We start from the raw sequence: 12,805 nt of genomic DNA, 5'->3' as shown, positions 1-12,805 counted from the left end.
TTCCATCCTTTCGCAGAGAAGCCGTCACGATACGGCGGCCGGTATTGGCCTGCTTTATAGGATTGGTCAATAATGTTCGTATTTCGGCCAAGCCTGCCAGGTTGCTCACTCTGTCCGCCATGCGCAATACCCATATCGACCGCTACGACTCGCTGGACCGCGCCGTGGTCGCCATCGGCAACGACTATCCGCCTGGCCAGTTGCTGCCGGCCCACGCGCACCGGCGCGCGCAGCTGCTGTACGGCGCCACCGGCGTCATGCAGGTGGAGACCCGCGACGGCAACTGGGTGGTGCCCCCGCAGCGCGCCGTGTGGATACCCGCGGGCGTGATGCACCAGGTGCGCATGCTGGACGTCAGCACACGCAGCGCGTACATCGAGCCCGGCGCCGCGCGCGCGGATCGCGACGCCTGCGAGGTGATTGAGGTGTCGCCGCTGTTGCGGCAACTGCTGCTGGAAGCCGTGGACATGCCTGCCGCCTATGAGCCGGACGGCCGTGACGGCGCGTTGGCGGCCTTGCTGCTGCACGAGGTCGATCGCGCGCCCGTGCTGCCCCTGCATATTCCACTGCCGCAAGACAAGCGTCTGGCCTCGCTGTGCCGCGGCTTCATCGCCGCGCCCGATGCGCGTGTGCCGCCCCAGGCATGGGCCGACCGCTTGCACATGAGCCTGCGCACCTTCAGCCGCCACTTCCGGCAGCAGACGGGCATGTCCTTTTCGGCGTGGCGGCAACGCGCCTGTGTGGTGCTGGCGCTGGCGCGCCTGGCGTCCGGGCAGCCGGTTACCACCATCGCACTGGACTTCGGCTATCAAAGCCCGGCGGCGTTCTCCACGATGTTTCGCCGCGTGCTGGGAAGCCCCCCAACGGAGTACCTGCGGCAGGACTAGTGTGTTGGTACTATCGCCGCACGAATGTCGGCCCGTGACGGGCCGACCGCCGATACGGATTCCATGACCTTGTCGCAATCACCGCTTTCCGTTGGGATCGCCGGCGCCGGCAGCGCCGGGCTGTCGACTGCGCTCGCCCTGGCGCAGGCCGGGCATCAGGTGCGCGTCTTTGAAAAGCACCCGGGTTTCACGACCCTGGGCGCGGGCCTGCTGCTGCAGCCGCCCGGCGTGCGCGCGCTGCGTACGCTTGGGGTGGACGTGGACGCGCTGAATGTGGGCGCGCCGATCGACCGCCTGCTGGGGGTGTCGCATCGCGGCTGGCGCGTTGTCGATATCGATTACGCGGGCGATGGCGCTCGCGCGTTGACCCGGGCGGCATTGGGCGGCGTGCTGTTCGACGCCTGCCGGCGTGCGGGCGTCGCATTCTCGTTCGGCTGTCCGGTCCAGACGCTGGACAACCAGGCGGGTAGGGCGCGTGTGGTTCATGGCGACGGCGCCAGCCAGGCGGAATCCACCTTCGACGTGTTCGTGGTGGCCGATGGCGCGGCGTCCGCGCTGCGTGAACAGGTGGGATTGGCCAGCAAGTCCCGCGTCTACCGATGGGGCGCGCTGTGGGGGCAGTTCTGGGCGCCGGACTGGCCGGGGGCCACGCAGCTTTTGCAGCGCTTTCGCGGCACGCGTCAGATGATGGGGCTGCTGCCTACCGACATCGGACCGCAGGGCGTGCGCCTGTCACTGTTCTGGAGCATCCGTCATGACGCCTTGCCCGCTTGGCGCGCCGCGCCCATCGGGCAGTGGAAAGATCAGTTGCTGGCGCTGTGGCCTGAAGCCGCGCCGGTCGTGGACCAAGTGTCCCGGCATGAGGATCTGTCTGTGGCCACCTACCGCCACACGTGGCCGCGCGGACTGGCCGCCGGACCCTACTGTGCGGTGGGGGACGCCGGTCATGCGATGAGCCCGCAATTGGGGCTGGGCGCGACGCTGGCGGTGTTGGACGCGCTGGCGCTGGCCCGCGCGCTGGGACAGTACGGCGCCGCGGAGGGGCCGGCGCGTTATGCACGCAGCCGGCTGCTGCCGTCGCGCATGTATCAGACGCTGAGCCGCGCCCTGACGCCGTGTTTCCAGTCGTCGGGTCCGGGCTTGTGGCGCGACCTGCTGTTCGGCGGTTCGCTGCTGGTGCCTGGTGTGCGCGGGTTGATGAAGCGGGGGCTGCTGGCGATGCCGGAGGCGGGCGCGGGCCGCCGCCGTTGACGGCGCGTCAGGCCGCGTACCACAGCACCGCGAAGAAATGGCACACGGTGCCGGCCAGCACGAACAGGTGCCAGATGAAGTGGCTGTAGCGCCAGCGGTTGTCGAACACGAAGAACACCACACCGCCCGTGTAGGCCAGGCCGCCGGCCACCAGCCACCACAGCCCGCCCGAGGGCACGCGCTCGATCAGCGGATTCACGGCGATGATCACCAGCCAGCCCATCGCCAGGTAGAGGCCCGTCGAGACGGCCGGGCGATTCAGGCGCTTGCTGGCCTTCAGCCCCACGCCCAGCAGGGCCAGCCCCCAGACCAGGCCGAACAGGGTCCAGCCCCACGGGCCGCGCAGCGCGCCCAGCGCAAAAGGTGTGTAGGTGCCGGCGATCAGCAGGTAGATGGCCGAATGGTCCAGCACGTTGAAGATCTGCTTGGCGCGGCATAGCGGCAGCGCGTGGTAGATGGTGGAGGCCAGGTACAGCAGGCACATCGATGCCGCGAAGACGGCGGCCCCCGCGATGAAGGCGGCGTCACCCTGGCGGACGGCGGCAATGATCAGGAAGGGCGCAGCGGCGAGGGCGCATGCCGCACCCACCCCATGGCTGATGGTGTTGGCGATTTCTTCGCCCAGGGTCTGGGGTCTGTCGTTGGGAAACATGAATGCGTCTTGTTGTGTTGGTGCAAGGCTTCCACCATAGGCGCTTTGCGCGGCGCGCTCAAGCGGCCGCGCGCAGTTGGGAGCGATTGATGCGGGCCGGCTTGATCTTGTGCAAATCGCACAAGGGGTCGGCGCGTAGCAATGCGCGGCTGCGAAGTTACTCTGTGATACATTTCACGCAGAAATAAATCCGTCCGCAGAGGCGGTGTACGTTCTTTTTCCCGGGCTCGCGTCCGCGAACTGCGCGACCGCGCGGCCGCAACAGAAACTCTTAGGGGAGGCACCGATGATTCCGGCAATTGGCCTTATGGTTGGGGCATACATCGTTACGCGGATGACAGCCATGTTGACGCGTCCCGACTCCAGTAAAGTGGTCAGGGTATTGTCCATCCTTACGATCGCCGTTGCGTTGATCTCCTGTCTGCAATTGTTGACGGGCGGTCCCGGTCCGGCTCCAAGATTCTGAGATCCAGGCGTCCGTGACCTTGCGGGCGCGATGGCCGGCGTGCCGCAGCGAGCGGCCCCGCGGCGTCTAGACGCCGACGCGAAGTCGAGAAGGTTTACTGGCCGAGGCCTAGCAATGGCGCGCAGTTTTACCAGCCTGTTTTTCAAAGCCGCAAAGAAACTAAGCAAACTCCAGCGCGCCGCGATGCGCATGGCAGCCCCCAAGGCCGCCAGGAAGCGAACCACGTCGGTACGCAAGGCGGCACCCAAGCCGGCGCCGCCGGCCGCCACGCCCCGCCAGCCGGCCGCGCCTTCATGGGGCGGCGGCCGTTGGGAATCGTCGCGGCAATTCTCTGACGGCGCGGGGCGTCAACTGACCTTCGCGCGTTACACCCCGGTATCTGCGCCACGCGCCGGCATGCCGCTGGTGGTGATGCTGCATGGATGCCGCCAGACGTCGCTGGCATTTGCCCGCGGCACGCGCATGAATCAGTGGGCCGACGCAGGCGGTTTCATGGTGCTGTACCCGCAGCAATCCATGACGCGTCAGGTCCAGCGCTGCTGGCGGTGGTTCCAGCCCGATGACCAGCATGGGGGCGCCGAGGCCGACCTGATCGCGGCGCTGATCCGATCGGAAGTCGCGCGGCACGGGCTGGACCCGGAGCGGGTCTACATCGCGGGCCTGTCCGCGGGGGCGGGCATGGCGGCGTTGGTGGCATTGCGGCATCCTGCGTTGATCGCCGCCGTGGCCATGCATTCCGGCCCGGTCGTGGGCGATGCCCATAGCGCCACGGGCGGCATCGGCACCATGCGGCGCGGCAGTCTCAAGCCCTTGCTGCCGTTGCTGGAAGGCGTGGCCAACCCCGCTGTATTCCGTCTGGGCATGCCCGCGTTGATTTTGCAAGGCCAGTTGGACCCGACGGTGGCGCCCCGCAACGGCAAGCAGCTGTTCGAACAGTTCCGTGCGTTGAACGACCTGAGCCCGGAAGACGTGCCGGTCGAGCGCGTGCTGGGGCTGGGCACCGACAAGGCGTACCGTCGCGTGGACTTGCTGCGCGGACGCAAGACGATCTTGCGCCTATGTGAAATCACGCGGGTGGAGCACGCCTGGAGCGGCGGCGATGGGTCGGTGAAATACCACGCGCGCGGCGGCCCCGATGCCTCGGCGCTGGTGTGGCGATTCTTCCAGGGCTTGCGCCGGACGGGCGCCGGCCAATCGCCGCCGTAGGCACCATTGTTCGCGAATCGGGAATGCAGTTGTCGAGGCCGCCGGCTGGGGAAACAGCGGGGCGCGGCGTAAGATCGCCGCATTCCTGACGCAGGCGGAGCGCGTGCTTCGCCCAGGCTGGCTTTTCTGGAAATCTCTGCTATGTCCCTCTCTATTTATCGGGCGTCCGTGCCTGTTTTCGTTCGCGGCATGACCGTTCTGGCCGACCTGCTGGAAAAGGCCGTCGCCCATGCCCAGGCTGAAGGGCTCGACCCCGCCTCGCTCGTCAATGCGCGCCTGGCGCCCGACATGTATCCCCTGTCAGGCCAGATCCAGCGCGCCAGCGATGCCGCCAAATTTGCCGTGCAGCGCCTGTCTCAGGGACAGGCCCCGAAGTTTCCGGATGAAGAGACGACCTTCGCGCAGTTGCAGCAGCGCATCGCCGACACCATCGCCTATCTACAAAGCGTGACGCCCGAACAAGTGGACGGCGCGGAAAGCCGCAAGGTCGTCGTGAACTTCGGCGACTTCAAGCCGGAGTTCACCGGCGAGGACTACCTGCTGACGTTCGCGCTGCCCAACTTCTATTTCCACGTCACGACCGCGTACGCGATCTTGCGCAATGCCGGCGTGAAAATCGGCAAGCTGGATTTCCTGGGGCCGTATTCGCAGTAAGCCGCCGTTACTGCTTGGCGGCCGGGTCGCCGCAGCCGGTCATTTCGCCCATCTTCGCCATGTTCTGCTGGATTTCCTCGGGCGAATAATCGAACTGATGCGTGGCGATGGACCAGCGGTGGCCGAAGGGGTCCACGACTTGGCCGTAGCGGTCGCCCCAGAACATGTCGGCCACCGGCATCGTCACGGTGGCGCCGGCCGCCACGGCCTGCTTCATCGCCGCGTCCACGTCTTTCATGTACAGATGCAGCGTCACCGGGGAGCCTTTCAGCGCCTTGGCGCCCAGGCTGCCCCATTCGGGGAAGTCGTCCATCAGCATCAGCACGGAATCTCCGATACGGATGGCGGCATGCATGATCTTGCCGTTGGGCCCGGGCAAGCGCGCGAGCTCTTCGGCGTTGAAGGCTTTCTTGTAGAAGGCGATGGCATCCGAGGCGCCTTCGCACACGATGTGCGCGGTCAGCGTGTGCATGCCGTCGGGGATGGGATTCTTTGCGGGCGTAGCCATGGTGTGTCTCCAGAATCGTGGACTATCAGTGGGGGACGGAGCGCCCGGATGCCATGCGGTCCGGACGCCTCCTTTCTCTACGACGAATGAGGGCGGCCGATTTCGACAGGCCGCCCGATTTTTATTTGCCGACCAAGGTATTGAAGCCGCCCAGGCACATGCGCTTGAAATCGAAAATGCCTTCGCAGGACATGCCGGCCAACCTGGGATCCGCCATGACGAGAGCGTTGATCCGGTCGCGTTCGGCCTTGTTTTCGAACACGACCCAGGCGAACACCACCGTTTCGTCCTCTTTGGCGCCCGCGGCCGCGGTGAATGAGCCGAAGCCCTCCCTGTCGATGTCTTCCGCCACGCATTCCCGGTAGTCCAGCGCGCCGTGCTCCATCCAGACGGCCATGGCCTGTTCCGCCATGTTCTTGTACGTCGACAGCTTGGCGCGGGGTACGGCAAGCAGGTAACCATCTATGTACTTTTCCATCTAACGCTCCTTTGATCCATGTTGTTCTATTGGGCGATGGGCATGCCCGCTGGTCACGCTCGCCGCTGGCCGGCCTGGATGCCGGCAGATGTCACTGTATCGGGATTGGGGGCGGTTTCAGATAGGGGATTGCGACATTCTTGCGGGTGGATTGCGACAGTCGGCAGGCGTATGCTTGGCGTCTGGAAAAACGCCGCTGCGCCGCATCCGCTGCGCGGGTTTGTGGCCCTCTTCCCAGGGGGCATCTTCGGAGCTGCCCGGCGATGAAAAACGTCGCTTTCCTTTTGCCGACGGGAGCCAATATCGCTTCCCTGGAAACCGCGCGCCATGGCTTTCTGGTAGCCAATGAGTATCTGGTCGCGCATGGCCGCGAACCGCGGTTCCTGGTGCGCACGCTGGCGTTGACCCGCGAGGTTAGCCTGGACGACGGCCGCATCAAGGTGCAGGCCGACCTGGTGCTGGCCGACCAGCCGGACATCGACATCTGCATCGCGCCGCCGCTGCTGGGCGCCGTGTCCGACGCCGTGTTGTCAAACCGTGAACTGATTGACTGGTTGTCGCGCCACCACCGCGACGGCGGCGAAGTCGCCAGCCTGTGCATGGGCGCCGCGCTGCTGGCGGCGGGCGGGGTGCTGGACGGCCAGCAGGCGGTGGTGCATTGGGTGGCGCAGAACCTGTACGCCAGCCTGTTCCCGAACGTGGAGTGGGTCTGCGACCGGATCGTCATGGCTGACAACGGCATCTACACCAGCGGCGGCGCGTTTTCGGCCGCGCATCTGGTGCTGCACCTGATCGAGAAATACACGGATCGCGATACCGCCATCTGGTGCGCCAAGTACTTCCAGCTGGACTGGAGCCGCCAGAGCCAGCTACCGTTCTCGGTGTTCATGGGCCAGAAGGGCCACGCCGATGACGTCGTGCGCGCCGTGCAGAATGACATCGAAGGCCGCTACACGGAAAAGATCACCGTGGAAGACCTGGCCGAGCGCCATGCGATGGGCCGCCGCACCTTGGAACGGCGGTTCCGGCAGGCCACCGGCAACAGCATCGTGGAATACGTGCAGCGGGTCCGTGTCGAAGCGGCGAAGAAGCGGCTGGAAACCTCGCGCAAGAGCGTGTCGGAAGTGATGTACGAGGTCGGCTACAACGACACGAAGGCGTTTCGCGACATCTTCAGTAAGTACTGTGGCATGTCTCCGGTGGGCTATCGCGAACGCTATCAGTGACCCTGCGCACGAATGAGATCCTGGCGCAGATACCCCGCATGGGGAATGCCCAAAAGTGGCTATATGAACTGCTTGGGATTGGCTATCTGACTTAGCGCCAATTACCCCTATCATCTTTGGCATTGTCCCTAACCGTGGAACATCCATGCCCGAGCTGACCCAAGCGCTGAAAGCGCGCATTCTCGCGGCCGTCAATGACGGCTATGCCGACCAGACCGATACGCTGGCGCAGTTGGTCCGAATTCCCTCGCAGCGCGGCGAAGAGGCGGCCGCGCAGGATTTCATGGCGGCGCAGTACGCGGCGCGCGGCTATGACGTGGACCGCTGGCAGATCGACATCGACGCCATCAAGCACATGCCGGGTTTCTCGCCGGTAGCCATCTCATACGACAACGCATTCAACGTGGTAGGCACCCACCGCTCGCGCACCCGCCAAGGCCGGTCGCTGATCCTGAACGGCCATATCGACGTGGTGCCCGTGGGGCCCCGGTCGCAATGGAGCCGCGACCCCTACGATCCCGCCATCATCGACGGCTGGATGCACGGACGCGGCGCGGGCGACATGAAATCGGGCCTCATCGCCTGCATGGCGGCGCTGGACGCGCTGCGCCGGGTGGGGCTGCAGCCGGCGGCCGACGTGTTCCTGCAATCCGTGGTGGAAGAAGAGTGCACCGGCAACGGCGCGCTGGCCTGCCTGCAGCGCGGCTACCGCGCCGATGCCGCATTCATTCCCGAACCGCTGCTGCCGATGCTGATGCGCGCCCAGGTCGGGCCCATGTGGTTCCAGGTGCAGGTCGACGGCGACCCCCAGCACGCGTCGGCGGCGTTCTCGGGCGCGGGCGCCAACGCCATCCAGAAAGCCATCTTCATGATCCAGGCGATGGACGAACTGGAAGAACGCTGGAATGGCCGCAAATGCGAGCACACTCATTTCTGCAACCATCCGCATCCCATCCGCTTCAACCTGGGCAAGATCGCCGGCGGCGACTGGCCCTCCAGCGTGCCCGCCTGGTGCACCTTCGACATGCGCGTCGCGGTGTTCCCGGGCCAGAGCCTGGAGGCCGCCCGCGCGGAGATCGAAGCGTTCGTCGCGGAAGTGGCGGCGCGCGATCCCTTCCTCGCCAAGCACCCGCCCAAGGTGATCTACCACGGCTTCATGGCCGAAGGCTATGAACTGAAGGATTCCGAGGACGTCGAGGCGGCGCTGCGGGTCAGCCATGAGGCGGTCTTCAACGAACCGCTGCAGGAATACGTCACCTCGGCCGCGACCGACGCCCGGTTCTATGGCCTCTACGCGGATACGCCGGCCATCGTCTACGGCCCGGAATGCCGCATGCCGCACGGCAACGACGAATCGGTGAACCTGGAATCGGTGCGCAAGGTGACGCAGACCATCGCATTGTTCATTGCCGAATGGTGCGGCCTGGAAGAGATCGCCGCATGACGATCCGCAGCACCGCGACCCCCACGGCCGAACAGGCGCTCTTTGCGGCCGAAGCCCCGAAACTGACCATCGACGATGCCCGCGCGATTGCCTGGGACGTCTTCGGGCTGCGCGCCCAGGCGGAATTGCTCAGCAGCGAGCGTGACCAGAATTTTCACCTGCGCTTGGACGATGGCAGCGCCTATGTCCTGAAAGCCACGCATCCCGCCGAGGATCCGGCGGTGACGGACTTCCAGACGCAGGCGCAGCTGCATCTGATGCATGCCGACAGCAGCCTGCCGGTGCCGCACCTGCTGTTGACGCGCGACGGCCGCTACGTGCATTGGCACGACGGGCCGGCGGGGGTGCGCCGCGCCATCCGGGTGATCACCTTTCTGTCCGGCACGCCGCTCTACAGGACCCCACGCAGCGCGTCGCAGGCGCAGGCCCTGGGCCACGCGCTCGCAGGCTTCGATCTGGCCCTGCGGGGGTTCGAGCATCCGACTGCGAACCACACGCTGCTGTGGGACCTGCAGCACGCGGAACAGGTGGCGGATCTGCTGGCCGGCATCGAAGACGCCGACCAGCGCGCGCTGGCCGAGCGCACCCTGGCGCGGTTCATGGCGCATGTGCAGCCGGCGCTGCCGGGCTTGCGCCGCCAGGTCATCCACAATGATCTGAACCCCTACAACGTCCTGGTGGACGCGGCGCAGCCTGACCGTATTTCCGCCATTCTCGATTTCGGCGATATGGTGCAGGCGCCGCTCGTGCAGGACCTTGCGGTGGCCTGCTCATACCTGCTGGAAGATTCGGCCAGCCCGCTGGATCGCGCTGCGCTGTGCGTGGCCCGCTACCACCGCATGAATCCGCTGACGGATCCGGAGATCGCGCTGCTGCCGGACCTGATTGCCGCGCGCCTGCTGCTAACCGTGGCCATCACGGGCTGGCGAGCCAAGCAGCACCCCGAAAACCGTACCTACATCCTGCGCAACAACGCTCCGGCCTGGATCGGCCTGGCGCGACTGGCGGCCTTGCCGCAAGGGCGCGCCCGGGACATTCTGTCGCGGGCCTGCGGCGCCACTTTGGAGAATCCTGCATGAGCAAAGACAAGGCCATGTTGAACGCGTTCGACCCCGCTGCCGCCGGCAGCCTGCCCGCCGCCGAGCGCGCCCTGATCGAACGGCGCCAGCGCGTTCTCGGAACGGCCTACCGGCTGTTCTATGACAATCCGCTGCACATCGTGCGCGGCGAAGGCGTGTGGCTCTACGACGCTGCCGGGGAACGCTACCTGGACGCCTACAACAATGTGGCGTCGGTGGGCCATAGCCATCCGCGCGTGGTCGCCGCCATTGCCGAGCAGGCCGCGATGCTGAACACGCACACGCGCTATCTGCACGACGGCGTGGTGGAATACGCCGAGCGCCTCGTGGCCACGTTCCCGTCCGCGCTGTCGCAAGCGATGTTCACGTGCACCGGCAGCGAGGCCAACGACCTGGCGCTGCGCATTGCGCGCAGCCACACGGGCGCCAGCGGCGTCATCGTGACGGAACTGGCCTACCACGGCGTTACGGCCGCTGTCGCCGCGGTGTCGCCCTCGCTGGGCAAGACCGTGCCGTTGGGCGTGGACGTGCGTGCCGTGAGCGCGCCCGACACCTACCGGCACGATCCCGCGACGATCGGCGTGTGGTTTGCCGCCCGGGTGCAGGAGGCCATCGACGATATGCTGCGCCATGGCATCCGTCCGGCAGCGCTGCTGGTGGATACGGTCTTCTCCAGCGACGGGGTCTATACCGATCCGGCGCCGTTCCTGGCGCCCGCCGTCGAGGCCATCCGCGCCGCGGGCGGGCTGTTCATTGCCGACGAAGTGCAGGCGGGTTTCGCGCGCACCGGTTCGTGCATGTGGGGCTTCCAGCGCCATGGCCTGGTGCCCGACATCGTCACCATGGGCAAGCCCATGGGCAACGGTCATCCGATAGCCGGTGTGGTGGCGCGTCCCGAGATCTTCGAGCGCTTCGGCCGCGATGCGCGCTACTTCAACACGTTCGGTGGCAATCCGGTGTCGTGCGCGGCGGCGCTGGCGACGCTGGATGTCATCCAGGACGAAGGCCTGCAGGCCAACGCGGCGCGCACGGGCGCCTATCTGCGGGATAAGTTCCGCGAGATGGCGCGCAAGCATGCTTGGATCGGCGATGTGCGCGGCGACGGCCTGTTCATGGGCATCGAACTGGTCAAGGACCAGGCGGCCAAAACGCCGGCCACCGAAGAGACGCATCGATTCGTGAACTTGATGCGCGAACACCGCGTGCTGCTGAGCGCTACCGGCCTGCGCGGCAACGTCATCAAGCTGCGGCCGCAGTTGCCGTTCAGCCTGGAGAACGCGGATCAGTTGATGCAGGCGGCCGACGAGGTGTTTGCCAAGCTGTAGGCAAGGACTCGCGCGGAGGCCCGTTCAGGCCGCCGCGCGGCGGCGCCTGGGCCGGGCTGCGGGCGCGGGGCTGCTGGCGCGGTCAAGCGCGCGCGCGAAGCGTTCCACGCCAGCCGGGATCTGCGATCCCGGCACGCCGCCATAGCCCAGCACCACGGCGTTGCGGTCGCCCTGGGCATGATCGGGCAGGAAGTGGGGCTGGCCCAGCACGATGTTCTCGGCCTGCGCGTGGGCGACCAGTTGCGACACCGACACCTGCGGTGACAGGCGCGCGTATACGTGCAGCCCCGCCCGGGCCTGCGACAGTTCGACCATCGGGCCGACCTGCCGTAACAGTTCTTCCCGCAGCAGGCGCTGACGTTCCGCGTATTCCAGCCGCATGCGCTTGATGTTCTGCGAAAAATGCCCGTCGTTCATGAAATCCGCCAGCGCGGCCTGTAGATGCAAGTGCCCCGGCCGGTAGATGCGCGCGCAGGCGTTGGAGAACGCGTGCGCGATATGTTCCGGAACGACCATGTAGCTCATCCGCAGGCCGGCGAACATGGTCTTGCTGAACGTGCCCATGTAGATGACGCGGCCATCGGTGTCCAGGCCCTGCAGGGACGGAATCGGCGCGCCGTCGTAGCGGAATTCGCTGTCGTAGTCGTCTTCGATGATCCACAGCCCGCTTGCGCGCGCGGCTTGCAGCAGTTCCAGACGGCGCGCCAGCGGCATGACGACGCCGGTGGGATATTGATGAGAAGGGCTGCTGATCACGAGGCGCGCGCGCTTCGGCACCTTGCTGGCGGACAGATTCAGCCCGCCTTCGTCGACGTGGGCGGGTTGCACGCGGATGCCCGCGGCGGTCAGCAGCGGCGGAAAGGCCCAGTGGCAGGGGCTTTCCACCAGCGCGGCGTCGCCGGTGTCGGCCAGCAGGCGCGCGCAGAGGTCGATGGATTGGTGGGTGCCGGCCGTCAGGATGACCTGTTCCGGCTGGCAGACGACCGAGCGCGAAATGCGCAGGTAGTTCGCGATGGCCTCGCGCAGCGGCACGAAGCCCGCACCGTCCTTGGAATAGCCCGCCAGCGCCAGGTTGGATTTGCCCAGGTGGCGCGACAGCAGCCGCTTCCAGACATGGAAAGGGAACAGCGTCGCGTCCGCGATGCCCGGCACGAAGGCGCCCGTGTGCTGTCCCAGTCCGCCCGTGCCGCCGCCCGTGACTTCGCCGCGGGTGGACAGCCCCAGGCGCTGGCGGGCCGCCGTTTCCGGGGAAGGCGCCGCCAGCGGACGCTCGCCGGTGTGTTCGACGAAAGTGCCGCTGCCCTCGCGGGCGGTGAGATAGCTCTCGGCGATCAGCCTGTCGTAAGCCAGGGAGATCGTAATGCGTGAAATCCCGAGCTCTTCAGCCAGCGCTCGCGAGGACGGCAGCCGCTGCCCGGCGACCAGGGTGTGGTCGAGCACGCCGCGGCGCACGATCTCGTAGATCTGCCGTTGCAAGGGCAGCTCGGATTCCCGCGAGAGGGCCCCGGCCAGGAGATCAGAGAGGAGCACTTCTTTCATCAAGTGGCCTTAGAACATTGGCGTTTGTGGCTATACAAGATATAGCCAGTCGCTGCTATCGTCAATCACAGCCATCAAGGCATACAAGGG

General features: G+C 66.4%; 12 protein-coding genes. 8 read left to right on the top strand and 4 right to left on the bottom strand.

Going from position 1 to position 12,805, the window contains the following annotated elements; all coding sequences use genetic code 11:
• Positions 1 to 119 precede the first annotated feature (119 nt).
• On the top strand, positions 120 to 887 hold the full coding sequence (locus tag AC27VE_RS14160) for an AraC family transcriptional regulator (protein WP_488704219.1): 768 nt from the start codon (positions 120 to 122) through the stop codon (positions 885 to 887).
• 63 nt (positions 888 to 950) lie between these two features.
• The gene (locus tag AC27VE_RS14155; RefSeq protein WP_488704218.1) at positions 951 to 2,138 is read left to right on the top strand and encodes an FAD-dependent oxidoreductase; all 1,188 of its coding nucleotides are present in this window, start codon (positions 951 to 953) and stop codon (positions 2,136 to 2,138) included.
• A gap of 7 nt (positions 2,139 to 2,145) precedes the next feature.
• Here AC27VE_RS14155 and trhA read toward each other — a convergent pair whose 3' ends face one another.
• Positions 2,146 to 2,790, bottom strand: coding sequence for a PAQR family membrane homeostasis protein TrhA (gene trhA, locus AC27VE_RS14150; protein ID WP_488704217.1), 645 nt, complete (start codon positions 2,788 to 2,790; stop codon positions 2,146 to 2,148).
• Positions 2,791 to 3,445: 655 nt separating this feature from the next.
• On the opposite strand from trhA, the gene AC27VE_RS14145 reads away from it, so the two are divergent.
• Together AC27VE_RS14145 and AC27VE_RS14140 are read left to right on the top strand one after the other, a co-directional pair.
• Positions 3,446 to 4,462, top strand: coding sequence for an extracellular catalytic domain type 1 short-chain-length polyhydroxyalkanoate depolymerase (locus AC27VE_RS14145; RefSeq protein ID WP_488704216.1), 1,017 nt, complete (start codon positions 3,446 to 3,448; stop codon positions 4,460 to 4,462).
• A 141-nt stretch (positions 4,463 to 4,603) separates the two neighbouring features.
• Complete coding sequence (locus AC27VE_RS14140) at positions 4,604 to 5,116, top strand: DUF1993 domain-containing protein (RefSeq protein WP_088588958.1); 513 nt, start codon at positions 4,604 to 4,606, stop codon at positions 5,114 to 5,116.
• 7 nt (positions 5,117 to 5,123) lie between these two features.
• Here the strand turns inward: AC27VE_RS14140 and AC27VE_RS14135 are convergent, their stop codons facing one another.
• Positions 5,124 to 5,624 carry a VOC family protein gene (locus AC27VE_RS14135; protein ID WP_315135520.1) on the bottom strand — a complete coding sequence of 167 codons (501 nt, stop codon included), beginning with the start codon at positions 5,622 to 5,624 and terminating at the stop codon, positions 5,124 to 5,126.
• 121 nt (positions 5,625 to 5,745) lie between these two features.
• On the bottom strand, positions 5,746 to 6,102 hold the full coding sequence (locus AC27VE_RS14130; RefSeq protein ID WP_315135523.1) for a DUF1428 domain-containing protein: 357 nt from the start codon (positions 6,100 to 6,102) through the stop codon (positions 5,746 to 5,748).
• Between the two features lie 263 nt (positions 6,103 to 6,365).
• Between AC27VE_RS14130 and AC27VE_RS14125 the strand changes: the two genes are divergently transcribed.
• The 4 genes from AC27VE_RS14125 (at position 6,366) to AC27VE_RS14110 (ending at position 11,176) form a co-directional block, all read left to right on the top strand.
• The gene (locus tag AC27VE_RS14125) at positions 6,366 to 7,328 is read left to right on the top strand and encodes a GlxA family transcriptional regulator (RefSeq protein WP_488704215.1); all 963 of its coding nucleotides are present in this window, start codon (positions 6,366 to 6,368) and stop codon (positions 7,326 to 7,328) included.
• Positions 7,329 to 7,473: 145 nt separating this feature from the next.
• A complete protein-coding gene (locus AC27VE_RS14120; RefSeq protein WP_006225723.1) occupies positions 7,474 to 8,772 on the top strand; it encodes an ArgE/DapE family deacylase in 1,299 nt (432 codons plus the stop codon).
• Complete coding sequence (locus tag AC27VE_RS14115) at positions 8,769 to 9,851, top strand: phosphotransferase (protein WP_427957128.1); 1,083 nt, start codon at positions 8,769 to 8,771, stop codon at positions 9,849 to 9,851. Before AC27VE_RS14120 ends, AC27VE_RS14115 begins: the two co-directional genes overlap by 4 nt.
• Positions 9,848 to 11,176: an aspartate aminotransferase family protein gene (locus tag AC27VE_RS14110; RefSeq protein ID WP_488704214.1), complete on the top strand. Its 1,329-nt coding sequence runs from the start codon at positions 9,848 to 9,850 to the stop codon at positions 11,174 to 11,176. Before AC27VE_RS14115 ends, AC27VE_RS14110 begins: the two co-directional genes overlap by 4 nt.
• A gap of 24 nt (positions 11,177 to 11,200) precedes the next feature.
• Here the strand turns inward: AC27VE_RS14110 and pdxR are convergent, their stop codons facing one another.
• Positions 11,201 to 12,715 (bottom strand): MocR-like pyridoxine biosynthesis transcription factor PdxR, encoded by a 1,515-nt coding sequence (gene pdxR / locus AC27VE_RS14105; protein WP_488704213.1) that lies wholly within the window; start codon positions 12,713 to 12,715, stop codon positions 11,201 to 11,203.
• Positions 12,716 to 12,805 lie beyond the last annotated feature (90 nt).

The organism is Achromobacter sp. 18P8.1.1, from assembly GCF_057799415.1.
This window is presented reverse-complemented; position numbering and strand designations above follow the sequence as displayed.

What these genes read in the sequence shown, in the direction of transcription:
- AC27VE_RS14160 (WP_488704219.1), top strand. Translation starts at nt 120, where the DNA reads ATGCGCAATACCCATATCGACCGCTACGACTCGCTGGACCGCGCCGTG.
- AC27VE_RS14135 (WP_315135520.1), bottom strand. Translation starts at nt 5,624, where the DNA reads ATGGCTACGCCCGCAAAGAATCCCATCCCCGACGGCATGCACACGCTG.
- AC27VE_RS14140 (WP_088588958.1), top strand. Translation starts at nt 4,604, where the DNA reads ATGTCCCTCTCTATTTATCGGGCGTCCGTGCCTGTTTTCGTTCGCGGC.
- AC27VE_RS14125 (WP_488704215.1), top strand. Translation starts at nt 6,366, where the DNA reads ATGAAAAACGTCGCTTTCCTTTTGCCGACGGGAGCCAATATCGCTTCC.
- AC27VE_RS14130 (WP_315135523.1), bottom strand. Translation starts at nt 6,102, where the DNA reads ATGGAAAAGTACATAGATGGTTACCTGCTTGCCGTACCCCGCGCCAAG.
- AC27VE_RS14120 (WP_006225723.1), top strand. Translation starts at nt 7,474, where the DNA reads ATGCCCGAGCTGACCCAAGCGCTGAAAGCGCGCATTCTCGCGGCCGTC.
- AC27VE_RS14145 (WP_488704216.1), top strand. Translation starts at nt 3,446, where the DNA reads ATGGCAGCCCCCAAGGCCGCCAGGAAGCGAACCACGTCGGTACGCAAG.
- pdxR (WP_488704213.1), bottom strand. Translation starts at nt 12,715, where the DNA reads ATGAAAGAAGTGCTCCTCTCTGATCTCCTGGCCGGGGCCCTCTCGCGG.
- trhA (WP_488704217.1), bottom strand. Translation starts at nt 2,790, where the DNA reads ATGTTTCCCAACGACAGACCCCAGACCCTGGGCGAAGAAATCGCCAAC.
- AC27VE_RS14110 (WP_488704214.1), top strand. Translation starts at nt 9,848, where the DNA reads ATGAGCAAAGACAAGGCCATGTTGAACGCGTTCGACCCCGCTGCCGCC.
- AC27VE_RS14155 (WP_488704218.1), top strand. Translation starts at nt 951, where the DNA reads ATGACCTTGTCGCAATCACCGCTTTCCGTTGGGATCGCCGGCGCCGGC.
- AC27VE_RS14115 (WP_427957128.1), top strand. Translation starts at nt 8,769, where the DNA reads ATGACGATCCGCAGCACCGCGACCCCCACGGCCGAACAGGCGCTCTTT.